The following is a 25347-nucleotide window of genomic DNA, read 5'->3' as shown; positions in this document are numbered from 1 at the left end:
GATGTCAGACGACGCAAACTCGATAAACAGCGGCCCGTGGCTTCAGCATGTTTCGCAGAGGCTGATGTCGAATGGCTACAAACCGATGAGACCCGAAGCGTATCAGCCTTTGGGCTTTAGGTTTGCTGTTAATCGTTCCGGCCTGGAGATCAGCAAGTTTGGGATGGTGGATCGGACTTTTGTATTTGCTGACATTCCAAGCCTTGACGTGCCAAAACTGCAGCAGTTCTCGAAAGCTGCCTTTGAATTCGCGAATAAGAACAAGACCGTATCGTTGCCGAATGGTCTATTTAGCTGTTTATTTTGTTTTGGCGTATCTGTCACCGTTAACGCCGATCCGGCGCTTGTCCACACTCTGACGGCGTCGCAGCCGATCAGTCATTTCGGGGCATTTGAGATGCCGGTAATCTTCGATCTCGCGAACGGCGGGCTTTACTATTACCAAACGACACCGATCTGGGGAGCCGCGTATCATTCGAGCTTTCGAAGGGAAGTCCAAACCAATCTCGGACCTTAGCTCTTCTGCGAGATATCCTCACCGTCTTCGAAAAACTCAAGCGAAGCTGAATTCAAACAATATCGCTGCCCGGTCGGCGGCGGGCCGTCGGGGAATACGTGGCCCTGGTGGCCTCCGCATCTTGCACAGCGAATCTCGATTCGGCGCATCCCGGAGGTGTTGTCTTCGATGTTGGTGAGGTGATCTTTATCAAATGGAGCGTAGAACGAAGGCCAACCTGTGCCTGAATTGAACTTCTTTTTTGAATCGAAAAGCGGCAGGCCACAAAGACGGCACGCGTAAACGCCTTCGAGTTTGTTATCAAGCAGAGTCCCACAGAATGCGGGTTCAGTGCCATGGTTCAAAAGGATTCGGTACTCTTCTTCGTTGAGGTCTAGGGCGAGACGCCTTACAGCCTCAGCCGAAAGCGGCGTGATGTCGTAACCAGCATCAGATTTTTCTCGTTCCATGTTATTGCTCGTCATCTCCGAAAACCCGTTTCTCGAGTTTCCTTAATCTGCCGGCCATTTCACCGAGTTTGCGGAACGCGGCGGTCGACCGGAGCCAATCGCGGTTTTCGAACGCCGGCACACCTGACATTATCTTGCCAGGTTCAACATCATGAGAGGTCGCCGATTTCGCGGTCATGATGGCGTCATCACCGATCTTCAAATGGCCTGCAATGCCAACCTGGCCTGTCAGAATAACCCGCTTGCCAATATGCGAGCTTCCGGCGAGCCCGGTCTGCGAGCAAATTAGAGCATCTTCGTCAACGATGCAGGAATGGCCGATCTGCACAAGGTTGTCGATCTTTGCACCCCGATTTATCCGGGTTTCGCCCGCCGATGCCCGATCAATCGACGTATTTGAGCCAATCTCAACATCATCTTCGAGAACGACGCGTCCGGTTTGCGGTATCTTTAACCATCGCTTTTCTTCGTCCTTGGCATACCCAAAACCGTCAGATCCAATCGTCGAATTGTTATGAATAATGCAATTCCGGCCTATTTCGCTGTTCTCGCGGACCGAAACGCCGGAATGTATCGTGGTTCCGCTTCCAATTCTGACTCCGTCGTAAATCGTTACATTCGGCATCAGACGAACGCCAAAACCGATTATACAATTTGCTCCAACGACGGCGTTGGCGTGGATCTCAACTTCACTTTCGACCGAAGCAGTCGGGTCGATGACGGCAGAACTGTGTATGAATGGTTTTAAGGTAGGCTCGGGGAAGAGTAGACGCATTGCTCGCGTGTACGCCAGTTTCGGGTCCGCCGTTCGTAGTATAACGATGTCATCACGAGTTATCTCAACATCATTTTTCAAGAAGATAGCGGATGCTTTTGTCTCAGTGATCTGAGGCGTGTATTTTGGGTTGGCGAGAAACGTTACCTCTCCGTGTCCCGCCGTGCTAAGACCGGCAACCGAAGTAATCTCGATATCCGGAAAACCGGCTTCGATAGTCGAATTGGTAAGTTCTGCTAGCTGCTCCAGTTTCATCAAATTTTCCTTGATACATCGCCCGCGCGTGTGTCACACTATTTTTGCAAACAATTTTGTCCACGCAAAGTCTCTGGCCTTCTTATTCCTCTCTCCCGGCCTTTTTGCAATATTTTGAAAGGAGCAGTACCGCATTATGAACCAAACCTCAATCGACACTACAAAGTCCAAGAATATTCCTCATTCGGAAAGGCGAGATACGGTCAAGAGCGAATTACTTGACGGACGTATTGTAGCCAAACCAGCGGCGAACAGATGGCACAATTTGATCTCTACGAATTTTACCGTAGCGGTCGGTAGCCGAATCCACCGAAGCACTTGCGAACTCTATGCAAACGATATGCAGGTGCGAATTGGTAAGAACTCGATCTGCTATCCCGATGTTTTGGTTGTTAACGGTGAACCGGTATTTGCAGATGAGACCAGTCAATTGTTGGTAAATCCAACCGTTGTTATCGAGATATTCTCGAGCATCGCAAAATCGACTGACCGGCAGCAAAAGCTCGAGGGTTTTCTTGCTATCCCAAAGATCAAGGAATGTTTGCTTGTAAATGAAAACGAAATGCGTGTCGAGCATTACGCCCGTCAAAATGCAAAGCAATGGATCTACCGAATTTATAACGAACGGGATGACGTAATAACCCTTGAATCGATCAACTGCAAGCTTTCGATGGCCGAGGTATACGCTCAGGTAAAACTGAATGAGTCGGAACTTAGCTCAAAGGCGGTAAACTGATGAAATGCTTGGGCGAGATCGGCTCGGCAGTAAATGCCGAGCCATTCTTATGCGATCAAAGGATTGTAACAGCGACAATACGGACAGATATGACCCGCGAAGTTGCATAGCGGTAAAGGACCTCTGTCCAATCGCTCTTTCGTTAGAGTTTGTATTATTTTGAGCACTTGACGGTAATGATCTATGGGTGCCTGAGATGCTTCATAGATCCATTCGTTCGCCGAAGCGGCCGGTAGTCCATCAAATCCGACCTCTATCTTATGTTCGCTGCCTTACATGATCAAGATAAAATGATAATGTTGAGTGAGCGACGCCAACGTTGCCGGAAAATTCCTTGATTTTTGCATCTTGGTCAGACGGCTCGTGCAATTGGATCGATCGATTTCATAATGACTGCTGACTACGACACAAGAACAGAACCGATCGAGAATGTTCTACTCGCTGCCCTGCCGGACACTGAGTTCAAAAGAATCTTTCCATCGCTCGAGCTGATAGACCTCGAATTGGACGAGGCGTTGTGGGAAATGGAGGAAAAGCGGAAGTATATATATTTTCCAACCTCCGCGATGATCTGTTTGCTGTACGAGACCGAAGAAGGCGTTTCGATCGAGGTCGGGATGACCGGTCGAAAAGGAATGGTAGGTGTCGTCACCTTTGTCGGAGACGCTCGAATGGCAAAACGAGCGGTCGTTCAAAGGGCTGGTCAAGCTTACCGGATGAAGGCAGCCGATGTCGAGAAGCATTTCGAGTCGTCACCGGCGTTCCATGACATTTGTATGTCTTATACCCAAACGCTTATTGCCCAAATATCACAAAGCGATCTGTAATAGGCTTCATTCTCTCGAACAGCAGATATGCCGTTATCTTTTGGTAAACCAGGACAATCTTCAGACAAAGACTTTCCACATGACACACGCTCAGATGGCCTCTGTTCTCGGCGTTCGTCGCGAGAGCGTTTCAATCGCTGCAAGACAACTCAAAGAACGAGGCGTGATCGACTACAGCCGCGGGAAGATAATGATCCTGAGCAAACGCGATCTGCTCAACGCGGCGTGTGAGTGTTATTTGGTTGTTAAAGATCAATACGATCGAATCCTCAACAAATATGTCTCAGGACACAAAGATTAGTGACCAATCTGTATCTTGCGCGATAGTGTTAGTTGATAGTTTGATCATCTTGCCGGCGCTGCTGGTGCCGAGATGTTTATATCTACATCGGTTTTTTTGGGGCTGGTCTTTAGGATCCCACTGTAATAGATCACCGCTCCAATGATCGCGACAACAACGATCAGTGCAATTGCCCAAACTGCATTGCTTCCTGTTCCATTCTCTTCTGCCATATATTGATTCGCTCCTTAAAATTAGAAGCTAGCAGAATAGAGGCGGTATTTATGTGCGTTTGCCTACATAAGTACGATTAATAGATCGAAATATGGGTTCGATGGCGATTATTGGTATCCGAACCTACGTATTTTTCTTGGAGCCCAGCTTTTTTGGTGTGACTGGTTTGGGAGTGACGGCCATCGGAGAAGGCTTCGGCGGTTTTGCTCCCATCGGTACGATCCAAAACTCACGCGAAGGCATCTGTCTTATTCCGCCATCGATTGTCTTCAAACGATTGGCATCGAAGCTACGCATTTCCACCAAATACTTAATGTATCGTTTGTTTACTGCTTTTGCCTCGCCCGCCGGGCTTTTCGGGCCGCGGTACGAAATGATGTATCCCTCGGCATTTGGTTCATTATTCAAGACGATGACAAAATTATCGAGTTTGGCCCACTCCAACTCTTCGTTGACTGAGCCAAAATCATCGATCTTGACGGCAACAACTGATGGCTTAACCGATGCTGTCGCACTGGCAGTTCTGGCACAGGCGGCGGGCAATCCGCCGATTTCCAGCGTCGCCGTGACCGATTTGCCAGCTAGGTCGGCAGTGTCAACCGTTATTACGGAACTGCCCTGCCCACTGCTGATCGTACCGGCGGAAATCGACCAATTGAATGACAGGGTCATTGCTGATTTAGAATCTCCGCTAACAATATTTGCGTTGAAGGTCACTGATTCACCTGCGATCACCTCGTCGCTCGGAGCCGAGATGCTGAGAGCGGGACATTGGGCCGCCGCTCCAGTTGTGAAAAGCGCGGTGGAACACAAACAGAAAAATATCGATCTTAATACATATCTCATCAAAATTGGCTCCAGGTTAACTTTTGAAAGCTAATTCGCTGACCGCATGCAAATTACGCTCTGAGAATCCCAATGACCTTTGTAAGGAATCAGGGTCTTGGCACATGAGGGTGCCTAAAATGCAGAATCGCGAACTATTTTGTGTTCGGCTTTTTTACAACTCGGACGGTCGGCGTCGGTCTTGGCGTGTCGGCTCCAAGCGGGACTACCCAAAGTTCGACCGACGCTTTTTCTCTTAAGCCGCCGTCTACGAACATTAAGCGTTTAGCATCGGCACGTCGAATCTTGATAAGATAATTACTTGCCCGCTTGATGATCGCCCTGGCCTCACCGGGACGGCCTTTCCGGCCGCCGTAGGCGATAATATGGCCCACAGCATCAGGATCGTTCTGAATTCGGAGGTTAAAGTCGTCAAGGTTGGCCATTTCGACTTCCTCATTGGATGGGCTATATTCATTGACCTTTGACGAGATAGGATCGTTCGCAGGAAAGTCAGTTGGCGTCGGTTTGGGCACATCCGCCCCTTTGGGCACTAAATAAGCTTGGGTTCGCGGTTCCTGTTTACGGCCGCCATCAACGACAGTGATGCGTTTCGAATCCAAACGATGAGTATCAAGCATGTATTTCTGGATCCGAGCAATGTTGGCGGTGGTTTCGAGCGGCGGACTGGTTCGCGAGCGATAAACAATGATGTAGCCAGTTGCTTCGGGGTTATCGAGCAGATTTTCTGCGAGCTTGTCGAGCGACTTCTTCTCGTCATAAACCATTGGCGGGCTATAACTGTCGCCTTTGATCACAGTCTGGCCCATCGAGTCGATCGAGATTACCGCGACAAATGCCATCGCAACGAGAAATACAGTGTTTGCCTTGATCATTGTGTACCTTTTCTCCTATATTTTGGCTACCGAACCGGTCGACTGAAAACGGCCATCATTTATTACTTACCATTGACGCCCATCGAATAGATCACGGAAACAAAAGCAGTTTCGATTCACCCAAAACCTCAATCATTTGTTGCCGGCTACTGTCTAGCTTCTTGCCGGTATTCAGTTGAAATCAAGTTTCGTCATCAAAAAACCAATGTGACCGCGTTCCGATATCGCGAGTATCGGCCGGGAAGGGAATTCGCGGCTCATGTTAACTGCCGCCAATTCACTTCCAAGTTGATTTCAATAATATGAACCGGTTTACAGAGAACATCGTAAACCAATTCGGGCAAATGTCAATCAATATCTAAGCCGCCGTCTAAAGAGCTAACACGAATGCTGATGCGATGAGACTATCCTGGAAAAGGCCCGGCCAGTCCTGAGTCGGGCTTTTCCCTTTTCCTGAACAGTTCGTTATTCCTTCGTCTTTGGACTAACGAATTTAAAGCTCTCGACTGCACCGCCGATCAGGTCGGCGGAATTAGCTACTTTACTGTTGGCTCGGCCGGTGATGACGACCACAAATTTTCCCCAGGTTAGAGCTATCATCAGAGTTTTGTCACCGCCCAGCGTTATCTGATAAGCGGCTCCGCGATAGCTGCCAATCTTAGCACTCGTCTCGCCGAACATCTTGACGTCGGGGCTATTTACCAACGTGTCCTTAAATCCCTTGAGGAAGTTTGCAACATCGGCCTCGGTTTTGATCGGCGGCCCGTCGTTGGTGATCGAGACCGAGATGCGACCTTCTTTGACGTCGCAGGTATAATTGCGTCCGCCCTCACCGTCGCTGAAATTGACACATTCCTCAGGAACCGCGATCTCAAATCCATCAGCATCGGACGCGTATACGTCGTCGCCCAGATCTGCCAGCGAAGGCAACTGTGCGGAAGCCGCGACAGCGAATGCAGTCGTCATAACTATAAGCGAAATAATATACTTGAAGTTTTTTGTCATATTGTTGTTGGTCCAAACCTATGAGATTCTAGTAGAAATACACCGTTCGAGTCAAAATCGTTGCCGAGCCTGCTCCGATCTATTACTGTATGATCTAATTAGATGACCCCTGAATTTGAAATGCTCATGAATGATCCAGACATCGAGTCAGAACGAGGGCCAGGTGGAACGCTTGTCTTCCTAGATGGCGAACAGTACTGTGTGGTTGGCCCCGAATTCGTCAGTATGGATGAAAGCGACTGTTTCGCCTTCGGGGCAACCCGCGAACAAGCCATTGCCAATTTCGCGATAAAGCATCGCCGCTAGCGATCTACATCGAAACGGGAGTATCATACCGTCATAGGAGTTTTTATGAAAAAGATCATTTTACCGACATTATTCGCAATTGGCCTCGTCTTACTTGGTTCGGCAGTGACGTCTGCTCAGACATCTTCTGTTGCCGGAGAATGGGATGCCGCTTACAATACGCCGGGCGGCCCGCGAGCATTCAAACTCGTTTTCGCCGTCGATGGCGAAAAGATCACCGGCACCGCAAAACGCTCGAACGGCGATGTGCCTCTTACCGGCACGATCAAGGGTGACGATATCAGTTTCAACTATACAATCAGCTACAACGGCAACGGCGTTCTGCTGTCTTTCACCGGCAAAGTAAAGGGCGACACAATGGGCGGAACCGTCTTTTTCAACGAAGCCGCGAGCGACGAATGGAGTGCGAAACGCACTCCGCCGCCGACCGCTGACAAGCCAAAGTCTAATTGATTCGAACGTTTCATAAGCACCGGTAAGTCGCCGCTAGGGTTGGCTCGCGGCAACTTACCGGACAGCATCCTCATTTCCCTTTCCCTGACGTAATTTGGCATCGAATGTGACGGTAATTGGCACTATGCTCAATTTCCGTCATTTTATTTTTCGAACGGCCCCAGCGGCCATTGGGAGCAAGAGTACGGTGTTTACTGTGCTCTGCTCCGATTTGGCACGATGATCCTCGTCATGGCACGCCTATTGTATTTCTTCTCACCCGAGTATGAGCCGCCGATCGGCTCACAAAAATCAAACCGGAGAATTACAGAACCCATGAAGAATCAAAAAGGCTTCTCGCTAATCGAACTATTGATCGTTGTGGTCATCATCGGCATTATTGCCGCAATTGCGATCCCGAATCTACTCGCCTCGCGGCGCAGTGCTAACGAAGGTGCGACCATTTCGGCGATGCGGACTTTGCACGGTGCCCAGATGACATATGCCTCAACGTACGGATCGGGAAGCTATTCAAGCACCCTTGCCGATCTGCAGACGAACGGTCTGATCGATTCGGCCTTGGGTTCGGGAACAAAGAGCGGCTACACCTACGCGATCACTGCAAATCCGGCAACGGCATCAGCTCCGGCCACTTTCTCATTCAGTGCTGTTCCAACGTCAACCTCAGGTGTGACCCAGACCGGAACCCGAAATCTATGCGTCCGAACCGAAGGCGTGATCAGATACGAATCGGATCCGGGCCAGCTCGGAAGCCAGCTTACATACGCAGAGTGTGCAGAGGGCGTAACCAACGTATTCCCTCTGTAGGAATCTCGGCGGTCTCGACATAGACGGGGCCGCCAGCAAAAAATACGAATCAAAGAGGACAAACATGAAAAACCAAAAAGGCTTCTCGCTAATCGAACTATTGATCGTTGTGGTCATCATCGGCATTATTGCCGCAATTGCGATCCCGAATCTGCTTGCCAGCCGCCGAGCTGCGAATGAGGGTTCGGCGATCTCATCGCTCCGGACATATCATGGAGCTCAGGCGACCTATGCATCTACCTACGGCAACGGCGATTTCGCGGGGGTTCCATTTGTAACAAGCTCGTTTACGGTCTTGGGTGCCGTGAACATAATAGACGCCTCGCTTGCCAGCGGCGTCAAGAGCGGCTACCAATTTTCAGGCCATTCGCAGGCTCGAACGGCGTCTACTCCGGCGTGCCACCTCGCACAGACGTCACCGACGACCACGTCCGGTGTGACAGCAACTGGAACCAGAGACTTCGTGATCGCCACCGAAGGTGTTATCAATTCGAGGGCGAGCAACGGTACGTCCGGCTGGGGACCCGGGATCTGCGACATGGCGGCCGATATGACGCCGATGTCCAACTAATTTCGATCCGGCAGATCTTGCATCGGGTCTGCGTGTTTAACCTTTACTGAAGGCCGCGAGCATGACGCTTGCGGCCTTTCGTACGTTCGGATGCAATATCGGCGTCACTTCAACCAAACAAAAACGGCAGGCGGATCGCGAGCTATTTTTTGTAATCTACCGTAAAGGTATTGTCTTTCAGATAGATGTTCTTGATGCCCTTGCACCAGTCGAGGTTGTAGATCTCGGCCTGGTCATAGTCGTCCCATGTGAGTTTGAACGGCACAACGCAGGCACCCTGATTACTGGCCTCACTCCAAACCATCTGGACCGACTTGCCGACCGGGAGCTTATATCTGAGCCAGTTCTTACTCCATACACCATCTTCCTTAGTGTAAAATCCATTGAGCACCCACCCGCTGGTACGGTTGAAAAGACCGAAATCATAGTCACCAACGGTCAGCACGGATTCCATATTGGCACCGTTGGTGGACATAAAATTCATCGGCTCTACCGCCGCGTTGACGGTGGTATGAGCAGATACGAGCATGAATGATGCGAAAAGCAGAGCTAAAGTCAGTCGGAATTTAACGAAACGGTTCATTTTTTTGTTTCTCCTGTTGTTTATTGATGCCGCACGGCCCGTAGAACAATTTGATCGTTTTGAGTTGACCCGTCGAGATTAGGTTACATCCAGGCGGTTGTCAAACTTCGACATATATGCACAGGAAAACTGAATGATAGAGCAGCACTATCGCTGTTTTTGTCTTGCGGACTCAATAATGGGAAGGGTGAGTCTCGAGGCGGCTCTTCACGGTCTCCCCGACCGGTCTTGAGATCACCGGTTCGAGAAGGCGGCGATATTCGGCGGAAGCGACCTTATAACATTCGCAGGCGGCAAATTCGAGGCCCGGCCGGTCGACGATCGTGAACATTCCGCGCTCGACCTTGATCAAACCCACGACCGACAGGTTGTGGGCCGCAATACTGACGCTCTCGCGGCGAACACCCAACGGGCCGGACATCTGATCGTGAGTCGCCGCTATCCGATTCGATCCCAGGCGGTCCGAACTTTCGAGCAGCAAACGAGCGAGCCGCTGTTGAACCGTATGAAACCGATTACAGGCCGCCGTTTGCGAAACTTGAGCGATCAGGGCTTGAGCGTACTTAAGCAAGGTGTCATGGCATACAGGTACGGCAGTGCATTCGGCACGAAACGCTCCGATCCCCATCCGAAATGCAATGCCTGCATTCTGAACGATCGCCAGACCGGGAGCCGAGTCGACGCCCATGAAAACCTCGATACCGACGATTCCTTCGCTTCCGATCATTCCTACCCCGACGGCCGATCCAGATTCGGTCAGGTAAAGCAATGCAATGAGAGCGGTCGTCGGGAAGTAAACGTATTCAAATCGATCACCCGACCTATGAAGCACTTGTCCGTTAGTCAGTAAGACACGCTTGAGAGCCGGCCTTAGGTGGTCAAACTCATGCGCCGGCAAATTTGCCAGCAGATGGTTGTTTCTGGCGTCGTCCGGGGTAAACATACGACTAAATCAGTACAAACTCCGTGCCGTAGAGCGAATAACCGTGTTTTAGCGGTCGCTCACGGGATATCGCACTTTGCCGCCTTAACCAAACTGCGGAACAACACACACTGCGAGGTAATATTTCGCAGTTTTGTCCCTGGTTCTGCGGACGGCTGCGGCGTGACGCAAAACCACCTTTTCATCCCTCGTGTCCAACTTGCCGCCCGAGTCGCCGGGCGGCCTCTGTCTTAACGGTTGGCATCGCCTGCGACAAATTCGATATCACTTACGCTTTCGAGAGTGAGGACCGCCTGGCTCGGCTGCGCAAAATAATATAGTCTTGCGTGGACCGTGACGATATATGTATGTCCTACCTCAATATCCGTAAAGGTGAAATAGCCAAAGCTGCCGGTGATTGCCTGTCGCGGTGCGGTGAGCTGCCCGCCTGAGAGCGTCACGCGGACACCCCGCAGGCCGTTGCCGTTTGCAGTCCGGACACGGCCCGAAACCGTGGCATCCGCGGCAGTTGTACCTACAGCGAACCTTGCCCAGAACCCGTCGCGAACGCCATACGTCGGCGGAGAGCCCACCAAGTTTCCGCCGGCGGCCGGCTGTCCAGCGGTCGCATCTATAGTATATTGGGCATCGCCGATCGTGCCGCCGCCGTTTCCGACGACGCTCTGCTCGAGCGTGTATCCACCGCCGGTAGCGACCTGAGCGGTTATCGAACTGCAGAGACCAACGGCAACAACGAGAACGAAAAACAAAGAGTTTTTGATCGTCATTATTCTTTCCTCCTGCACGGAGCGGCGTCCGGTTTTTCTGCACATACAAGCAATTTCAGATCCTCGATCGCTTCCTGCTGAATTTGGACCTGCTTTTCGAGTGCTGTCAGTTTGCTGCCTTGCTCGGCTATTTTCTTGTCGCGATCCTTTAGTTCTTCATTAAGACCCTGGATCGCGGCGAGAGCCACGCCGTCCGCATCTACCGTGCCGATCGACAGGTTATCGGTGCCAAACCCGAATAGCTTTTGAAAGTCCTGCGACATTGGGCCGATATGGCGAATGTTCTTACCCTCGGCCTTGTAGCCCCATGTCTGGATAGGCATGCTAACAAGTTTGCGAAGCACCGACCGGCCGTCAACCATCGAGAAATCGCGTTTGAGGTCTCTGCTCGAGGCATTTGTCCAGACGCCGCCGGTTGAGAGGTAGGCTCCGGTCGAGGTCGAGATCACTGCACTCGACTGGCCCCAGTTGCTGACGCTGACGCCCGACTGGATGGTGACGCCGGTCGAGAGATTTGATGATGTGAATATCCTAAACCCGCCTGAGACGCGCCAATTGGCGGAATGGTTAACACCGGCTCGTAAAACGTCGGGCGTCGAACGGTCACCAAAGACAAAACTGCCCTGCCGAGCATTTGTATGGGCGTGAAAACCCATAGCAACCGAAGCCGCTCCGCTTGCGGTGTTTCCTTCTCCAACTGCGAACGCCGAGTTCTGGGCCGCGATCGTGTCGTAGCCGAGTGCGACGGCACCGGAAGCGCTGGCTCGTACGTTTTCACCGAGCGCGACCGAAAACACACCGATATTTGCCTCGTCCCATTGGGTTCCCGGGTTTGGGTCCTGATTAAGGGTGGTCGTGTTGAGGATCGTTCGGTCGGTGACGCCGCCGGCCCGAATGGCCCCCTTTCGTGCGTGCCACATCAGCCGCGTGCCAAAGCTGCTGACCGGAACTCCGTATTCTTCAAGAAAGGAGGAACCATTACCGATCGGGTCGCCCTTGGCCAATAGCGAACCGTCGTGATTGACACGAAAGCGGCCCTGACGAGCGACCGGTGCGGGCTGGGTGTCGGTGTAATTTCCGGCAATATCGATGACCGAGTCCGTGCCCAATGAAGTAGCCGCAGGGAAGTTCACCGGATCGGTCGCCGTCGATGTCCTCTCAGCATTAAGGCCCCGTGCCGTTACAGCGTAGGGAACCGAGGCGATTTTTTGTCGTGGGGTTAGGGCAGAATAGCTCATATCAGCCGGCTTTTTAATGCTTACATCGAGCCAACGATCAGTACCGGGAAACTGATAGCCGAAATCAAGCGTGACGGTAAACAAGCCGTTCACTACATCTACGTTGGTGTCCGTAACAGTGGTTCCAACCTGATTTCCCATGCCTGAGACCGCACTGTGCAATGTGAACTGCATATGGTATGTGCCGCTCGCCGGCGAAGCACCATCAAGCAAACGGCCCTGATAACTAAAAGCCGTCGTCTGTGCGGTCACAGCCGAAGTAAATGTCAAAATGACCAGTGCTAAGACAATAGGGACAAAACGAACAATAGATCTCATCATTGATTCTCCTTTGGGTGAAATATTTTGGGAAATTGTAGCATAAGATCCCCGCCCCCGAGTCCACTAATCAGCACTTTTGTCCCGCTCTTGTCCCGCTGGGCGGCGGGACGTGTAAACCTGTGTCTGCATTAGGTTTATTGTCAAAGATCAGAGAAATTTCGCGTTTTTCAAAAAAAAACTTATTGACATGTGATTCATCTATGGTACGATGTATTAACAAACGCACAGTGCAATTATGAAAACATTCGTGCGATTTGTCAAGGAGTTTTATGGACACTTTAGACTACATCGAGGCAGGGAATGAGGCGGACGAGGCCGAATTTGAGATGCCGCAGAAGGCGAACGACGTGATACGTGAGGCAATGGCTCAAAAGCCGAAACCGCCGCTGTTTGACGGATTTTGGCAAACGGGCGAAACGGCGTTGTTGTTTGGTGCGTCGGGCGTCGGGAAAAGCGTTTTGGCGGTGCAGATCGCGGACGCATTGGCACGCGGCACAGCGGTTGACGGCTTTAAGATGCCGACTAGACGGCACAAAGTGCTGTATGTCGATATGACGCTCAGCAAGGTGCAGTTTCAGCGGCGATACACGCCGGTCGCGGAGAATGGCGGCAATGCGAAGCCGTATAAGTTTGCGGAGAGGTTCTATCACGGGCGTCCGCGTTATGAAGAGGACCTTTGTTCGTGGGTGAGGTCGGCGGTCCGCACCGGAGGTTTTGAGGTCGTGGTGATCGACGATCTGACGGCGGTGATGCGGACCAATGACGGCACGTTCGACAGCTTGCGGATAATGCGCGACATGAAACGCTTGTCGTGTGAGACGGGAGTCTCGGTGCTGGTGCTGGCCGATTCGTACCCGTCGCCAAAGGGCAATGGCGACGTTGGTGAGGCCGACCTGAGGCGTTCGCGGGTGTTGTGCGGCGTGGCGGACAGTGTCTTTGCGATCGGACGTTTGGAACGCGGCGACCTCAAACTCGTCCAGTTTCGCTCGCAGGGGAGCGAGGTCGTCTGGGGAAGCCAAAATCCGGTCGGCTGTGTGATCCGCCGGCGTGAGAACAGGCTGCTCGGCTTTGTATTCGACGAACGCTTTGCCCCAAGGCTCGATCCGGAGCGGTGCGGGCTCATCCATTTTGCGAGTATGTGCCGAGCGAATGGATTCAAATATCGCGATATCGCAAAGGTGATGAATATCTCGAAATCGCGTGCCGAGCGGCTCGTCAAAGCGTGGACGCCGGCGATCACTGAGGAAGTAGACCGTCTGGACCGGCTCGACTGTGAGAGACGCGGCGTGCCCTATGTTCATCCGGATGACGAGGAAGACGAATACGACGAAGATCTCGATGACGAATACGACGACAGCGAGTACGATGACGATGACTATTACGACGATGATTCGGAAGGTGAGACCATCGATGTCACGCCTGTCAGCGTCACCGACACCGGCCGCAAAGACCTGCCTTGGTATCGGCGGATAGATCCCCAAAAACTGCCGTTCGCCTCCGGCATCAGGCCGCGTCACATCCACGACCTCGAACGCGACTATGACCTCAACGACAACGAGATATTCGTCGAATCCCGCGAGGAACGCTCGCACAGGCCGAAGGTCTGGTACCACGTCGGCCCGAGAACCGGCACCGTCACCCGCTGGGTCCGCGATTGCTACGGCAGCACCGGCAACCATATCGGAACGTCAGGCTGGATATAGTTCGGGTCCAATAGAGATTGAGGAAAGATCGTATAAGGGAAGCGACGGGTAGCACGAGTGCTGTTTTCGATGCCGGCATGCGGCCGTGCAGGCGCAAGACAGGTCGCGGAATTACTCGACAGGAGACGCTTCTTTTACCGGGGACGGCGTAGGACGTGCCATGTACGGCCGCGGCCTGATGTCCTTACTTGGTGTGTATCTCTTGTATACCGGGCGACCTGAAACGAAGGCCATTTCATCGTCTGATGTCGAAGCTGCCGTGCGGCGGACCAGCGGGGGCTGTTTCTTGATTCGCACGGCGCGTGGAACGGTCGTATCGGCAACTACGGCGGCCTCCGGCTCGCGACCGAAGTCATCAGGTACGAACGACTCAGCAAAATTGGCGGAAAGATACTGAGGAAAGAGACTCTGCAATGCCCTAGCTTTGTTGAGGGTCGTGGCCGGATTGTCAGCACCCATAACGATCTCGGCGGATTTTAATTCAAACTGGGCCTTTGCCTGACGATCCTGGATGTCGTGCTGCAATTTGGCTTGCTGATATTGGCTCCAGATGCCGAGTGCGACCGTTGCCGCAACCACGAGCAGCGATCCGAAGGTCGATGCGCTGCCGGTCCAGGCCCGCATTTTCTCGATCTTGATCTTGTCGAGTTCGAGTTCGATCTTGCGTTCTTCGAGAGCAAGCTTTCGCTCATCGATACTTGGAGTTTCCGCTGAGGTTTGATGATCCATATCGTTGGCCGCCCGTTACTATTTTATTGCCGCAAGCGTAACACCAAGCAAACCAAGAGGCAAACGCCTACTTGGAAAAAGGGGAGCAAATACGCGGGTTCAGTGTTTGGAATCATGACACGCAGCTATTAGTTTTTAATAGTCGACTTCTCGATCTGAAGTTTGATCGGAAAGAACCCGCGGGGTGAGTGAGGCACGCAGGGCGTTAAGCACGGCCAGTACATCGATGGCCTCTTGTGTGACAGCTCCGGCGACCGGCGGCAGATAGCCCATCGCGGCGGCAATTATTCCGATCAGGCTCAGTCCGACTCCGCCCACGGCAGTTTGGAGGGCAATACGGCGCATTCGCCGACCAATGTGCAGCATTTCATCGACCCGCTCGAGCGAACTCTCAAGTATCACCGCACCGGCGGCCTCCGCTGTGACATCGCTACCCTGACCGAATGCAATGCCGACGGTAGCGGCCGTCAATGCCGGTGCGTCGTTGATACCGTCGCCCATAAAGACGGTGTTGGCGTTTTTTGTCTCGCGCCTGACCAATTCAAGTTTCTCCTCGGGGCTTTGTCCTGCATGTACCTCGGTGATGCCAACCCGTTCAGCGAGATAGCCGACCTCGCTCAACCGGTCGCCTGAGACCAGTAGGATCCGCTGAAAACCGTGTTTTGGCCCGAGATGTCGAACGAATGACTTGCCCTCCGGACGTGGTTCGTCACGAAACCTCAATGTCCCCGCGTACCGGTCGTCGATCAGGACGACGCATTCGAGGCCGCCCGAAACAGGCGGCAGTGACGCGATGTCGTTCGGCGAATGAACTCCAAGTTTCTTGCGGCTGGTCACACGGATCGTACGTTCGCCGATCACACCGTAAAGCCCTGCGCCCGGGGTTTCGCTGACTTCGGCGGCTTCATCGAGGGCAAGGCGGGCTTGCGTTGCGGCGTCGATTATTGCTGCGGCAAGCGGATGACGGGAGTACCGTTCGAGGCTTGCAACCGCAGCAAGTATCTCGTCGGAACCAAATCCTTCGGCGGGCATGACCTCTGTCAGTTTTGGTTCGCCGTAGGTAAGTGTTCCGGTCTTATCAAATATTGCGACGCTGCAGGTGTCTATCTTTTCCAGTACGGCAGGGTCCTTGATGATGATTCCCCGCCGTGCAGCCAGACTTACAGAGCCGATTATCGCCACTGGTATACCGATTATGAGCGGGCACGGCGTCGCGACGACGAGAACTGCCAAAAATAGCGTCGCGTCGCCGCCGATCACCCACGCACCAAGAGCGATAATGATCGCGACCGGAGCATAGACCGCACCGATCTGGTCGCCAAGCCGCCTCAATTGTGGCCGCCGCTGTTCGGACTCGCGCATCACCTCCATTATCTTGGCGTATCGCGAATCGGTCGCTACCTTTTCCGCCCTGATGGTCAAGGCACCCTCGCCGTTGATCGCACCGGACAGCACTGCAGAGCCGACCGCCTTCGGCAAAAGGTAAGGCTCGCCGGTCAGGTACGATTCGTTCATCGTGCTGTGCCCCCCGATGACGACGCCGTCGGCCGGACACGTCTCGTGCGGAAAGACGATGAGTTCGTCGCCGACCGCTACGTCGGCGAGCGGAATTTCGACGACAGTTGCCCCGCTCTTTTTGTGAGCGACCGCCGGCAGCCGCTTGGCGAGAGCCTCAAGAGCAAACGACGCCCGACGGACGGCGTACGCCTCTAACGCCTGGCCGCTCGCCAGCATCAGCACAACCAGCGTGCCGGCGAGATATTCCTCGAGCAGGACGGCGGTTATGATCGAAATAACGGCGAGAAGGTTGGAGCTGAATTCGAACTTGAAGGTCTTAGCGATCAAACCGATCGCCAACGGTGCTCCGCAGACGATGGCCACCAGCAGAGGTAACTCGCGGACCGGAATGCTTAATAGTGTTCCCGCCGGCTGCACCGCGAAACGCAACACGATATGAAGCGCGATCCCGGCGAGTGAGATCGCTGCTATAAGGACCTCTTTTGTCCAGATTGCCGCGGCGAGGTTAGATCTATTCTGGTCCATCGGTTCAGCTGTTTCGATCACCCGACTGGCGGGAGCCCCTAGATTGTCATGGGGCGGCGTTTCAAACGCCAATCGAACCTCCTGAGAGCGAAGATTTCCGCTGCCATGTGCGAAATCGTACGCATCGTCGGGATGTCAAACGGCACAAACGCTAAGCTTACGGCATCAGCGTCGGGCTCCCGATAGTGGTTATCGCAACACGCGTGCCCGACGATCCGGATACGACGCGGGTCCCGCGGTCATTGTCCGTTTTCGCTCCAAATTCATCAATTTGGCTCCACATCTACGCATGCCGATTTCGAAATTTACAGAGCCTTGTGCAATCATGGGGACGATATGAAAGCTATCGTGTGTGAATCGTATGGCGGGCCCGAGGTGCTTCAACTTCGCGAAGTGCCGCGTCCTGTTCCCCGAAGCAACGAGATACTGATCCGCGTGCGGGCAACTGCCGTTTCGTCGGGTGACATTCGACTGCGGAAACCGGATCCGTTCGCTGTGCGGTTTATGTTTGGGATGCTAAAGCCAAAGTATGCGATACTCGGCGTCGCACTCGCGGGAGTGGTCGAGGCAAAAGGCCAAGATGTAGGACTCTTCAATGTCGGTGACGAGGTTTTTGGATCGGCGGGAATGACCTGTGGCGCTTACGCGGAGTATGTCTGCTTGCCCGAGGCGGCAACGCTCGCATTAAAGCCGTCAGGTATGTCGTTCGAAGAGGCCGCTGCGATACCGTTCGGCGGGACGACCGCTCTGTCATTTCTGAAGAAAGGCGATATTCAGAACGGCGGGCGTGTTCTGGTATACGGAGCATCAGGTGCGGTGGGAACTTCGGCGGTCCAGCTTGCAAAACATTTCGGAGCACACGTCACCGGCGTGTGCAGCACGGCTAATCTGGAGATGGTCCGGTCGCTCGGAGCGGACGACGTGATCGACTATACAAAGGATGACCTTTCGATCCCCGAGGACACTTTTGACATTATTCTGGACACGGTCGGAAAGAGTCCGTTCTCAGTCTGCGTCAGGGCGTTAAAGGAAAACGGGCGATATTTGCGAGTCGTCCATATGGAGCCCGCCGACATCATTCGCGGTATTTGGGTCTCATTGACCACTAACAAAAAGGTGATCGGCGGCGTTATCAAAGAGTCCGCGGAAGATATGGCCTTTCTCAAGGGACTGATCGAAATAGGCAGCCTCACACCGGTAATAGACAGAACCTACACCCTTGAGCAGATACCCGAAGCCCACGCCTACGTAGAAAAGGGGCACAAAAAAGGAAACGTGATCATCGCCGTCTGAAAAATACCGAGACCGGGCCGCCGAAACAATTTCCGCCGTTTTTGTCTTTTCTCTTTAATCCTTCCTCCTTTCGTCCGACACATCCGCCGAAACGATCCCCGCGGTCGTTAGATCGAGTTGCCAATCTCCGGGTTGGAACGTTGCGAGTTCGCCGTCGGCGTTTCGTTTGTAGAAGCGGACCTGCAGCATTTCAAGAACACGGTTCGGGTCGGGGCCGGCATCGAGTTGGACCATCGGGCGGAATTCGGCCGGCCCCTCGAGGATCTTCGGAGTCCAGTCGATCGCGAGTCCAAGCCGGGAGATCAGCAGAAGGATCGCGCCTGCGGCCGCGGCGAGAAACTCGACATTGCCGGCGGTCGGGTGGACGATCATTATGCGGTTGTTGATAAAGCGGTAATGAGCGTTGTCCCCCGCCTCAAAGTGGGCGGACGCCTCCAGCGTCGTGCGGCGTGCAGCCGAAGTCAGCAGGCGGACCTTGCTCGCGTCCGCCACAGCCGACAGAAATGTCCAGTCAGCGGAACTCTTTGCCAGATCACGAGCGTCCAGCCCGAAATCCTCGGCCAGGCCGCGGATCGCCGCTGCCAAACGCCCCGCTTCGCGGGCCTCGTCCGACTTTGAGGCTTCCAACGCCCTTTGCTCGGTCAGAGCAAGATTCAACCGCTCCCAAGGGTCGATCGCGCGGGTCTTTATTTCGTAGATCGGATCAATATTCTCCATACGCAGCTACTCGAATGAGGTATTGTACCTTTTACAAGTTGCCGACGCTAAGATCGCAGGCCCGGGCATCAGGACGAGTACAACTCGTCTGCGAGAGTTTTCAGATCGTGGTCATGAATAAACTGGTCCGAAATGGTCAGGATCGAAAACAGGTTTCTTTACAAACCTTCCTCCGAGAGTTCGCCCTCTGTGAGAGATGTTTGCAGCAGATGAAGGGCCATGTCGGCGAGGAGTATTCGTTGTTTTTCGTTCCATCCCGCATCGCCGCGGGTCGATGGGTCCTGTTGGTAAGACGCCTCCGTCAGACTATGCGCGGTCCGGCTCATCGCCAATATCTCTTGTCTGATCGCTTCATCCATATTGAGCACCTCTCAAATGATACTAGATCGCGAGGCCACGCACCGCGCATCCTTACGGGCTTTGCCCGGAACGCACGGCGGCGACGGGTTCTGGCACCAAAGCGTGCCAGAACCCTTTCTTTCGTTAACTCACTTTAGGTTTTGGCCACATTAAATAGTTCTTGAACACATACACCCACGGCACAAAAAGGGCGACGATCGGGGCATAAACGAAAATGTGGGCCATTTCTTCGGCGGGGTTGCCGGCAAGAGCTCCGGCTCGCCATAAGGGGAAAGCGACCGCGAACACCCAGATTGTCTTATAAAAGATCATAAAGATCACAATTGGGAGCCACCTGAGCGGCTGCAATATTCCAAATAAAGACAATGTCGGGTATGCCGCCCAAACGCAGAACGCGACGGCCTTGGTGTGGTCCCACGGGCCCTCGTGATTTACGATCTTTTGCCAGGTTTCCAATCCGACTCCAACAAACATAAGGAAATAGAGCACCCTTAACAGATAGATGTTTATCGGCCGAACGCCTTCGTATTTGTCGTAGTTCGGTGTGAAGACATATTTGATGAATCGCATACCATAACTTACGTGTGAAGTGTCGAGATGTTCCGGGAAAGGCCTTCGATCTCTCACAACGCGCATTTTAGCCAGGATCAACTGCCATTCCTTTCGGGCCGTGCGGTAAGCCGCAGTTTATGCCGCGTGTTCCACACGCTCGGATATTCGGTGCGGCCTTAACCCCACGGGAGTTCTGGCACAGAAAACGCGACTGTTAAGGAGCGTGCCATCGTCGTGATCGCTCACCTCGGCACGCTCGTTCACACTCGCGTTTCCGCCGTTTGCGAGAGTTCAAGTCCGAATATCACAGGTCTGACACCAGTTTTTTTCACCAGTTTTTGTTTCCTACTGATCTCTCCACTCGTAGTTATAAGTCGCGGTAAATCCCTTTCCGAAATTCATTTGAATTATTCGTTTTGTTCCTCTACTGCCCTTTTCGATGACTTTTTCCGTCGTTAGTTTTGACCTGATATCTTTTGTCATGTACTTAGTTCCATCGGGTGTTACAAAATACACTCCCATTCCCTGATTAATGTGCATGCTTTGTTGAGGAGCTTTCCAAGTCAAAGCGCTTACTGTCGATAATCCAAAGACAAATGAGGTCTTTGCCCCCGGTTTTATAAATGTCGCAGGATCGGTCCAGGTGACTTGATAGGTAATACTGGCAACCGTCTTGCGATTTGAGACGTAGTACCTGAGATGAGAAATTCTCAGGTTGCCTTTAGTTCCTTTGAAACTGACCACATCTTTCAATTTTAGGGTAGTTCCCATTAGAACCGATTGCTTTTGGTATGAACCGTCTTTGAAGGAATAGTTGGTTAAGTACCAACCGGGCCCATTTGAAGCTGTTTGTGAGAAACCGAAGCTTGCAGACGTTATTAACAATCCAAGAGCCATTGCTACCTTGGCCACTAGAACGATCGATCTTGAGATGATTGATAAGTTTTGCATAGTAATTGCCTCCATCGAAGCGATCCGGGCATAGAACCTGACAGCGGTATCGCCCAAGTCCTTTTCATTCACTATTTAATCCGCAATCCCTATGCCGCCGACCTTTACCAATGAACTCTTAGGCCGCATCCCCTAGGGCGAAGAAAAACACGAGGTATTATCCGCGCGATGTGCGAATTAATTCGCAAACCCATTAAATGCCACCACCACCACCACCACCACCCACCCAACCCAAAACCAAACCCCACAACAAAAAAAGCCCGCAAACACGGGCTTTCAAGCGTCCAACTGCAATTGCGAGAGGTTGCGTCCGCTCCTGTTAGCTTTTAGCAGGGGGCGGACCAAACAAAGTGTTTACGTTGACCAAGGTGTCCCATTTTTTGCATAGTCGGCGCGCGCACTAGATCCAGATTTCAAATATCGTATTGCATATATGCAACTGTGTCCCTATTCTACATCACATTGAGCGTCGTATCAAGATGTTTCCGATGGACCTCACTTGTCACCGTCACTAGCAACGATCCCCAAACCGAAGGCAAAAGCCCGCAACCACGGGCTTTCAACGTCCAACCGCAGTTGCGAGGGTTTACGTCCGAACTTCGCAGGTCTGACCACCGCTTTTTATGCTTTACATAAAAACTTGCCCCTCTTATAATCCGTCAATATCGCTTTAACTATAGGAAATTATGGAACGACTACCGGAGATGCTTGCTAGGCTATCAGAAGATGGTGCGGACCTAGACAATCCTTTAGTCGGATTTGCGGGAGGCCCAGATATTCCTTTCCTAGACGGCCACAGAATGCATTGTGTGGGAGCGACACTCTTGGCGCAGATGAATGGTGAAAATATCGTTGAGTTTGATAGCCACCTTCCATATGCGTTTCTTCATGTTGAAAGCAACACCTTCGAAGGTCGGCTGGCTGCTGCCATTATCAATAAGATCGACTTCCGCAATGCGTGGATGATTAGCCAACATGGTTGGTTCGACAATGGCGACTACTCCGTTTATGTGGATTATAAACCAACAGTGCCGAAGTTCCTTAGGTTTATGAAGAAAGCTTTGCCGCTTTACCAGTTTTCAATTCTTTGTCGCCAAGGGCCTATGATTCGATTGCATGGCTTGGACCATTCGGAAATGTAAGATGGAGGGTTCACAAAAATCGCAAGGTCAGGCACGGCGATTTTGAGTTACTGTCGTTTTATTAAATCAACAAAAAGATGAAAGTGCCCTTTAAGTATGGCGTACAATAAACCGAACAAAAAAGGAGTTGGAGGGAGTCTTCGATGAGGTGCGGGCGATTCAAGAAGTGATTCCGCACTTGTCGATAAGCGAGATTCTAAATCTCACACTACCTTTTAAGAGGTTGCCTCGAATGACGGGCAAGCCGAACCCGGCGAGTTATGGCTATTCAGTCGAGGAATACGAAAATGATATCGTCCGGCGTCCTTTGGAAAGGTCCAAGCTTGTATATCGGTCATTCTTGTTTCCGCTCGTTCTTTGTCTGCTTTCCGCTATAATTGCGCTCATCGGGCCATTTCTATTTCCTGCTTTCCGCCCAAGTCCGATAGCCTGGGCAGTAGTTGGACTATTCTTGGGTGGAATGATTGGACCTGTGTTTTTCAATATTGCTTGGTCGAGAAAGGAAAAATACGATTTCGCCAACTACCACCGACATGTGCTGGAACTTATTGGCTATTTGCGTTTGTTGAGGCGGGGCATCGTACATTAGTTTGAAACAGACGATTCTGCGATTCTAGACGAGTCTTTAAAATATCGCAGAAACGCAGGCCAGACACCGTTCTCCCCGCTGCATTAGGTAACGAGAAAATGGGATATCTAACAATTTCAACAATCTTGCGAATCCTTACCGCCGGTCTCTTGCTTTTTGCTTTGACCAATCAGCCTTACGACTATTTCACGATTCTTAGAATCGTCACATGTGTCACATCGGCATATCTTATTTATGTTGCGAGCATCACCAAGAAGTCTTTTTGGATCGTGGTTTTTGTTTTTGTGATTATTCTGTTCAATCCAATAATTAAGTTTCCGATCAAGCGAGAGACATGGGCCATTATCGATATAATCACTGCGATAATTATGCTTGGCTCAATTTTCTTATTGAAAGAAGATAGGACGATCAACGACTTGCTGGGTCCGGAAGACGTGGGTTACGGCAACATCGTAGAGAAAGTAATGACCGAAGGACAAAATGCGTTGACCCAGCGGATGCTTGATGACCCGGAGTTTGCGCGAAAAACATTGGCTGATTTACAGAACATAGAGGCGGGTAAGACTGACGCAGAAAATAAAGCTAATGCTAAAACTTAAGGGAAAGCCAAGATGGGAAGCGTCGAAGTTTATTTTTGGGGCTTGGTATGGGTAATTATTACGGTCGGAGGATGGCTTCATTTCTCTGGCGGGTTGATTGAAGAATTTCAGCTTGTTCGGTCTGGTGTTAGCTCACCTGTTTATGTCGGCGAGTGTTTTGAAGAAGCCGTTGAGAGTGAGAGCCAAGGATCGGGCATATTAACAACTTGTGGCTATTGGTTTGAGGTAAAGGGAAAAACATATACGGGAGGGCCGGAAACTATTTTTGATGATGATACCGTCATTTACTTGCCCGAGAATCCGACCATCAACAGGATCAAGCATGCGATGGGACAAGGCTATTGGGATTTCTTTTAAGAAGGGTTGGATTGGGTCTATTGTTGTTGATTCTTTTTACCGCACCTGGGGTAATTCTTCTTAAGAGCGGCATTGTTGCCTTCCTTCGCAATGAAGAATTAAGAGATTATTGATAAGAAGATAAGAGATCGTGGTCGCGTTGGCATATTACGAGATCAGAAAAGGCCTCGTCGAGGACGAGGCCTTTTAACATGCAGACGTCTTACTTACGCCAGTGTCCAATCACCCATTCCCATTGACGACGTTCGTAATCCCAGCGCCAATGAGCTCTAACCCATTCGGTTTTCCCACCGGCCGAATCGTCCTCAAATTCTGTAGGCGGTCTGGCGGCTTAGGCGGTCTAGGTGGGTGAATCTTCTTAAGTTTCCATGAATTCATCATATAATTTTGTCTCCTGTTAGTTTCTTTACGGCGACAAAGCCGCTAGACAGAATTCAAGAAAACATGCTACTTTGTAGTTGGAGTTGTTTTTTGAATTCCATTTAGTTGGTACCGGAGGCGGGATTTGAACCCGCAATCCCTGGACAGGCCACGGTTTTCTAGACCGCTGCGTATACCATTCCGCCACTCCGGCTTAAATCAACAGGTGCATGCAATCGTTACAGCGAAGCAGGCACCTGTTTTTTTTGTGTTATGCATCTCCTCCTTCGAGATAATTTAGCCCTGCGGCTGTTAAGTAATAAAACTGGTCTTCACGTTGTTCCGCGCGACCCGCATGTTTGAATCGTGAAATTGTATTATGCACGTATGGGATTGAAATCTGTTTCCCTTCCTCGTGTTGAGCGGCAAGCGACATCAGACTTCGCGCGTTAACTCCGCGTCCGTCAGCATTCTCTTGGGCCCACAGCCCCACCAGAAACCGTGTTTTGTTAAATGTCGGCGCCAGATCAACCGCTTCGAGTGTATCTTTATTTTGCTCGCTCGCTGTTACACGTATCTCTTGCGCCAAAATCCTATTCGGACGGCTGTGAACAATTTCATTTCTCCGCGAAACATTAATCCTCGATTGATAGACTTCCTTATTTCGCGAATCTCGATCGCCGGCGAACAGCTTGTTCACCTCCGCTTTCGCCGTTTCGTCCCCATCCTCTTCGATCTCAGCCTCGAGAAATCTAAGTAAGTTTACAGAACGGCGTCGGAGAGATTCAAAGACCTCTTGGGCCTTCTGTAAATCGCTCTGAGCTTGGTCTGTTTGACCCTTCAATTCCTTTAGTCGCGTTAGGTTTGTCTTTATCAACTCATTCATAATATACATTATATCATACAAGTTTGCGGTTTGTCAATAGATAATCCATTTAGTCCAATTCCAATCCATACCAAGTATAATCCAAAAAATGTATAAAATGCAACAGAAAAAGCCTCGACAATATGCCGAGGCTTAAATAGTTAACGTCCTTACTTACGAGCGGGCTACTGACGCGCAGGCTGGCAGCCTGCGGTCCGACTACATTCCCATGCCCATGCCGCCCTTGTCGTCGGGGACGTCGCTCCCACCACCCCGGCATCCAAAACGGTTGCACCCCT

At 51.8% G+C, this 25347-nt stretch carries 28 protein-coding genes, 1 tRNA gene and 1 pseudogene; 13 read left to right on the top strand and 17 right to left on the bottom strand.

What is annotated here, in order from left to right:
* Position 1 precedes the first annotated feature (1 nt).
* Positions 2-517: a hypothetical protein gene (locus IPK01_14925; GenBank protein ID MBK7934730.1), complete on the top strand. Its 516-nt coding sequence runs from the start codon at positions 2-4 to the stop codon at positions 515-517.
* Here the strand turns inward: IPK01_14925 and msrB are convergent.
* Together msrB and lpxD are read right to left on the bottom strand one after the other, a co-directional pair.
* The gene (gene msrB, locus IPK01_14920) at positions 514-966 is read right to left on the bottom strand and encodes a peptide-methionine (R)-S-oxide reductase MsrB (GenBank protein MBK7934729.1); all 453 of its coding nucleotides are present in this window, start codon (positions 964-966) and stop codon (positions 514-516) included. The genes IPK01_14925 and msrB overlap by 4 nt on opposite strands.
* 1 nt (position 967) lies before the next feature.
* Positions 968-1996 (bottom strand): UDP-3-O-(3-hydroxymyristoyl)glucosamine N-acyltransferase, encoded by a 1029-nt coding sequence (gene lpxD / locus IPK01_14915; GenBank protein MBK7934728.1) that lies wholly within the window; start codon positions 1994-1996, stop codon positions 968-970.
* A gap of 136 nt (positions 1997-2132) precedes the next feature.
* On the opposite strand from lpxD, the gene IPK01_14910 reads away from it, so the two are divergent.
* Together IPK01_14910 and IPK01_14905 are read left to right on the top strand one after the other, a co-directional pair.
* On the top strand, positions 2133-2732 hold the full coding sequence (locus IPK01_14910) for a Uma2 family endonuclease (protein ID MBK7934727.1): 600 nt from the start codon (positions 2133-2135) through the stop codon (positions 2730-2732).
* 389 nt (positions 2733-3121) lie between these two features.
* Positions 3122-3860 (top strand): annotated as a pseudogene (locus IPK01_14905) (Crp/Fnr family transcriptional regulator).
* 44 nt (positions 3861-3904) lie between these two features.
* On the opposite strand, the gene IPK01_14900 reads toward IPK01_14905, so the two are convergent.
* On the bottom strand, positions 3905-4072 hold the full coding sequence (locus IPK01_14900) for a hypothetical protein (GenBank protein ID MBK7934726.1): 168 nt from the start codon (positions 4070-4072) through the stop codon (positions 3905-3907).
* 92 nt (positions 4073-4164) lie between these two features.
* On the opposite strand from IPK01_14900, the gene IPK01_14895 reads away from it, so the two are divergent.
* Entirely contained in the window at positions 4165-4953 is a 789-nt protein-coding gene (locus tag IPK01_14895; GenBank protein MBK7934725.1) for a hypothetical protein, read from the top strand.
* Positions 4954-5053: 100 nt separating this feature from the next.
* Here the strand turns inward: IPK01_14895 and IPK01_14890 are convergent, their stop codons facing one another.
* A complete protein-coding gene (locus IPK01_14890; protein ID MBK7934724.1) occupies positions 5054-5794 on the bottom strand; it encodes a hypothetical protein in 741 nt (246 codons plus the stop codon).
* A gap of 465 nt (positions 5795-6259) precedes the next feature.
* Positions 6260-6799, bottom strand: coding sequence for a hypothetical protein (locus IPK01_14885; GenBank protein ID MBK7934723.1), 540 nt, complete (start codon positions 6797-6799; stop codon positions 6260-6262).
* 102 nt (positions 6800-6901) lie between these two features.
* Between IPK01_14885 and IPK01_14880 the strand changes: the two genes are divergently transcribed.
* The 4 genes from IPK01_14880 to IPK01_14865 all read left to right on the top strand — a co-directional run bounded on the left by IPK01_14880 (position 6902) and on the right by IPK01_14865 (position 8936).
* Complete coding sequence (locus IPK01_14880) at positions 6902-7105, top strand: hypothetical protein (protein MBK7934722.1); 204 nt, start codon at positions 6902-6904, stop codon at positions 7103-7105.
* Positions 7106-7150: 45 nt separating this feature from the next.
* Positions 7151-7558 (top strand): hypothetical protein, encoded by a 408-nt coding sequence (locus tag IPK01_14875; GenBank protein MBK7934721.1) that lies wholly within the window; start codon positions 7151-7153, stop codon positions 7556-7558.
* A gap of 315 nt (positions 7559-7873) precedes the next feature.
* The gene (locus IPK01_14870; GenBank protein ID MBK7934720.1) at positions 7874-8365 is read left to right on the top strand and encodes a prepilin-type N-terminal cleavage/methylation domain-containing protein; all 492 of its coding nucleotides are present in this window, start codon (positions 7874-7876) and stop codon (positions 8363-8365) included.
* Between the two features lie 64 nt (positions 8366-8429).
* A complete protein-coding gene (locus IPK01_14865; GenBank protein ID MBK7934719.1) occupies positions 8430-8936 on the top strand; it encodes a prepilin-type N-terminal cleavage/methylation domain-containing protein in 507 nt (168 codons plus the stop codon).
* 142 nt (positions 8937-9078) lie between these two features.
* On the opposite strand, the gene IPK01_14860 is transcribed toward IPK01_14865, so the two are convergent.
* From IPK01_14860 to IPK01_14845, 4 genes are all read right to left on the bottom strand, one after another.
* Positions 9079-9519: a hypothetical protein gene (locus IPK01_14860; protein ID MBK7934718.1), complete on the bottom strand. Its 441-nt coding sequence runs from the start codon at positions 9517-9519 to the stop codon at positions 9079-9081.
* A gap of 172 nt (positions 9520-9691) precedes the next feature.
* Positions 9692-10462, bottom strand: a complete 771-nt coding sequence (locus IPK01_14855) for a Crp/Fnr family transcriptional regulator (protein MBK7934717.1) — start codon at positions 10460-10462, stop codon at positions 9692-9694.
* Between the two features lie 230 nt (positions 10463-10692).
* Complete coding sequence (locus IPK01_14850) at positions 10693-11229, bottom strand: carboxypeptidase regulatory-like domain-containing protein (GenBank protein MBK7934716.1); 537 nt, start codon at positions 11227-11229, stop codon at positions 10693-10695.
* On the bottom strand, positions 11229-12788 hold the full coding sequence (locus IPK01_14845; protein MBK7934715.1) for a hypothetical protein: 1560 nt from the start codon (positions 12786-12788) through the stop codon (positions 11229-11231). The genes IPK01_14850 and IPK01_14845 overlap by 1 nt, the downstream gene beginning before the upstream one ends.
* A gap of 269 nt (positions 12789-13057) precedes the next feature.
* Here IPK01_14845 and IPK01_14840 point away from each other — a divergent pair, with 269 nt between their 5' ends.
* A complete protein-coding gene (locus IPK01_14840) occupies positions 13058-14491 on the top strand; it encodes an AAA family ATPase (protein MBK7934714.1) in 1434 nt (477 codons plus the stop codon).
* Between the two features lie 111 nt (positions 14492-14602).
* On the opposite strand, the gene IPK01_14835 is transcribed toward IPK01_14840, so the two are convergent.
* Together IPK01_14835 and IPK01_14830 are read right to left on the bottom strand one after the other, a co-directional pair.
* The gene (locus IPK01_14835; protein ID MBK7934713.1) at positions 14603-15220 is read right to left on the bottom strand and encodes a hypothetical protein; all 618 of its coding nucleotides are present in this window, start codon (positions 15218-15220) and stop codon (positions 14603-14605) included.
* 135 nt (positions 15221-15355) lie between these two features.
* A complete protein-coding gene (locus IPK01_14830) occupies positions 15356-17263 on the bottom strand; it encodes a heavy metal translocating P-type ATPase (protein ID MBK7934712.1) in 1908 nt (635 codons plus the stop codon).
* A gap of 336 nt (positions 17264-17599) precedes the next feature.
* Here IPK01_14830 and IPK01_14825 point away from each other — a divergent pair, with 336 nt between their 5' ends.
* On the top strand, positions 17600-18556 hold the full coding sequence (locus tag IPK01_14825) for an NAD(P)-dependent alcohol dehydrogenase (protein ID MBK7934711.1): 957 nt from the start codon (positions 17600-17602) through the stop codon (positions 18554-18556).
* A gap of 54 nt (positions 18557-18610) precedes the next feature.
* Here IPK01_14825 and IPK01_14820 read toward each other — a convergent pair whose 3' ends face one another.
* The 4 genes from IPK01_14820 to IPK01_14805 all read right to left on the bottom strand — a co-directional run bounded on the left by IPK01_14820 (position 18611) and on the right by IPK01_14805 (position 21208).
* The gene (locus tag IPK01_14820; GenBank protein MBK7934710.1) at positions 18611-19273 is read right to left on the bottom strand and encodes a hypothetical protein; all 663 of its coding nucleotides are present in this window, start codon (positions 19271-19273) and stop codon (positions 18611-18613) included.
* Between the two features lie 158 nt (positions 19274-19431).
* Positions 19432-19632 (bottom strand): hypothetical protein, encoded by a 201-nt coding sequence (locus tag IPK01_14815; protein ID MBK7934709.1) that lies wholly within the window; start codon positions 19630-19632, stop codon positions 19432-19434.
* A gap of 124 nt (positions 19633-19756) precedes the next feature.
* The gene (locus IPK01_14810) at positions 19757-20203 is read right to left on the bottom strand and encodes a hypothetical protein (protein MBK7934708.1); all 447 of its coding nucleotides are present in this window, start codon (positions 20201-20203) and stop codon (positions 19757-19759) included.
* Between the two features lie 327 nt (positions 20204-20530).
* Entirely contained in the window at positions 20531-21208 is a 678-nt protein-coding gene (locus IPK01_14805) for a hypothetical protein (GenBank protein ID MBK7934707.1), read from the bottom strand.
* A gap of 614 nt (positions 21209-21822) precedes the next feature.
* Between IPK01_14805 and IPK01_14800 the strand changes: the two genes are divergently transcribed.
* The 3 genes from IPK01_14800 to IPK01_14790 all read left to right on the top strand — a co-directional run bounded on the left by IPK01_14800 (position 21823) and on the right by IPK01_14790 (position 23823).
* Positions 21823-22278 (top strand): hypothetical protein, encoded by a 456-nt coding sequence (locus IPK01_14800; GenBank protein MBK7934706.1) that lies wholly within the window; start codon positions 21823-21825, stop codon positions 22276-22278.
* 687 nt (positions 22279-22965) lie between these two features.
* Entirely contained in the window at positions 22966-23466 is a 501-nt protein-coding gene (locus tag IPK01_14795) for a hypothetical protein (GenBank protein ID MBK7934705.1), read from the top strand.
* Between the two features lie 12 nt (positions 23467-23478).
* Complete coding sequence (locus IPK01_14790; protein MBK7934704.1) at positions 23479-23823, top strand: hypothetical protein; 345 nt, start codon at positions 23479-23481, stop codon at positions 23821-23823.
* Between the two features lie 487 nt (positions 23824-24310).
* Here IPK01_14790 and IPK01_14785 read toward each other — a convergent pair.
* Positions 24311-24397 (bottom strand) — tRNA-Ser (locus IPK01_14785).
* A gap of 57 nt (positions 24398-24454) precedes the next feature.
* The gene (locus IPK01_14780) at positions 24455-25069 is read right to left on the bottom strand and encodes a hypothetical protein (protein MBK7934703.1); all 615 of its coding nucleotides are present in this window, start codon (positions 25067-25069) and stop codon (positions 24455-24457) included.
* Positions 25070-25347 lie beyond the last annotated feature (278 nt).

This window comes from Acidobacteriota bacterium (assembly GCA_016713675.1).
GTDB lineage: Bacteria > Acidobacteriota > Blastocatellia > Pyrinomonadales > Pyrinomonadaceae > OLB17.
Note: the sequence above shows the minus strand (reverse complement) of the source record. Positions and strands in the feature narration are given on the sequence as shown.

Bases quoted from the DNA above. Each gene is read 5' to 3' on its own strand.
- IPK01_14870 (MBK7934720.1), top strand. From the start codon at position 7,874: ATGAAGAATCAAAAAGGCTTCTCGCTAATCGAACTATTGATCGTTGTG.
- IPK01_14810 (MBK7934708.1), bottom strand. From the start codon at position 20,203: ATGCGATTCATCAAATATGTCTTCACACCGAACTACGACAAATACGAA.
- IPK01_14850 (MBK7934716.1), bottom strand. From the start codon at position 11,229: ATGACGATCAAAAACTCTTTGTTTTTCGTTCTCGTTGTTGCCGTTGGT.
- IPK01_14860 (MBK7934718.1), bottom strand. From the start codon at position 9,519: ATGAACCGTTTCGTTAAATTCCGACTGACTTTAGCTCTGCTTTTCGCA.
- IPK01_14830 (MBK7934712.1), bottom strand. From the start codon at position 17,263: ATGGACCAGAATAGATCTAACCTCGCCGCGGCAATCTGGACAAAAGAG.
- IPK01_14875 (MBK7934721.1), top strand. From the start codon at position 7,151: ATGAAAAAGATCATTTTACCGACATTATTCGCAATTGGCCTCGTCTTA.
- IPK01_14840 (MBK7934714.1), top strand. From the start codon at position 13,058: ATGGACACTTTAGACTACATCGAGGCAGGGAATGAGGCGGACGAGGCC.
- IPK01_14890 (MBK7934724.1), bottom strand. From the start codon at position 5,794: ATGATCAAGGCAAACACTGTATTTCTCGTTGCGATGGCATTTGTCGCG.
- IPK01_14925 (MBK7934730.1), top strand. From the start codon at position 2: ATGTCAGACGACGCAAACTCGATAAACAGCGGCCCGTGGCTTCAGCAT.
- IPK01_14835 (MBK7934713.1), bottom strand. From the start codon at position 15,220: ATGGATCATCAAACCTCAGCGGAAACTCCAAGTATCGATGAGCGAAAG.
- IPK01_14855 (MBK7934717.1), bottom strand. From the start codon at position 10,462: ATGTTTACCCCGGACGACGCCAGAAACAACCATCTGCTGGCAAATTTG.
- IPK01_14910 (MBK7934727.1), top strand. From the start codon at position 2,133: ATGAACCAAACCTCAATCGACACTACAAAGTCCAAGAATATTCCTCAT.
- IPK01_14790 (MBK7934704.1), top strand. From the start codon at position 23,479: ATGGGAAGCGTCGAAGTTTATTTTTGGGGCTTGGTATGGGTAATTATT.
- IPK01_14845 (MBK7934715.1), bottom strand. From the start codon at position 12,788: ATGATGAGATCTATTGTTCGTTTTGTCCCTATTGTCTTAGCACTGGTC.
- IPK01_14795 (MBK7934705.1), top strand. From the start codon at position 22,966: ATGGGATATCTAACAATTTCAACAATCTTGCGAATCCTTACCGCCGGT.
- IPK01_14885 (MBK7934723.1), bottom strand. From the start codon at position 6,799: ATGACAAAAAACTTCAAGTATATTATTTCGCTTATAGTTATGACGACT.
- IPK01_14880 (MBK7934722.1), top strand. From the start codon at position 6,902: ATGACCCCTGAATTTGAAATGCTCATGAATGATCCAGACATCGAGTCA.
- IPK01_14780 (MBK7934703.1), bottom strand. From the start codon at position 25,069: ATGAATGAGTTGATAAAGACAAACCTAACGCGACTAAAGGAATTGAAG.
- IPK01_14865 (MBK7934719.1), top strand. From the start codon at position 8,430: ATGAAAAACCAAAAAGGCTTCTCGCTAATCGAACTATTGATCGTTGTG.
- IPK01_14820 (MBK7934710.1), bottom strand. From the start codon at position 19,273: ATGGAGAATATTGATCCGATCTACGAAATAAAGACCCGCGCGATCGAC.
- IPK01_14815 (MBK7934709.1), bottom strand. From the start codon at position 19,632: ATGGATGAAGCGATCAGACAAGAGATATTGGCGATGAGCCGGACCGCG.
- lpxD (MBK7934728.1), bottom strand. From the start codon at position 1,996: ATGAAACTGGAGCAGCTAGCAGAACTTACCAATTCGACTATCGAAGCC.
- IPK01_14900 (MBK7934726.1), bottom strand. From the start codon at position 4,072: ATGGCAGAAGAGAATGGAACAGGAAGCAATGCAGTTTGGGCAATTGCA.
- IPK01_14800 (MBK7934706.1), top strand. From the start codon at position 21,823: ATGGAACGACTACCGGAGATGCTTGCTAGGCTATCAGAAGATGGTGCG.
- IPK01_14895 (MBK7934725.1), top strand. From the start codon at position 4,165: ATGGGTTCGATGGCGATTATTGGTATCCGAACCTACGTATTTTTCTTG.
- msrB (MBK7934729.1), bottom strand. From the start codon at position 966: ATGGAACGAGAAAAATCTGATGCTGGTTACGACATCACGCCGCTTTCG.
- IPK01_14825 (MBK7934711.1), top strand. From the start codon at position 17,600: ATGAAAGCTATCGTGTGTGAATCGTATGGCGGGCCCGAGGTGCTTCAA.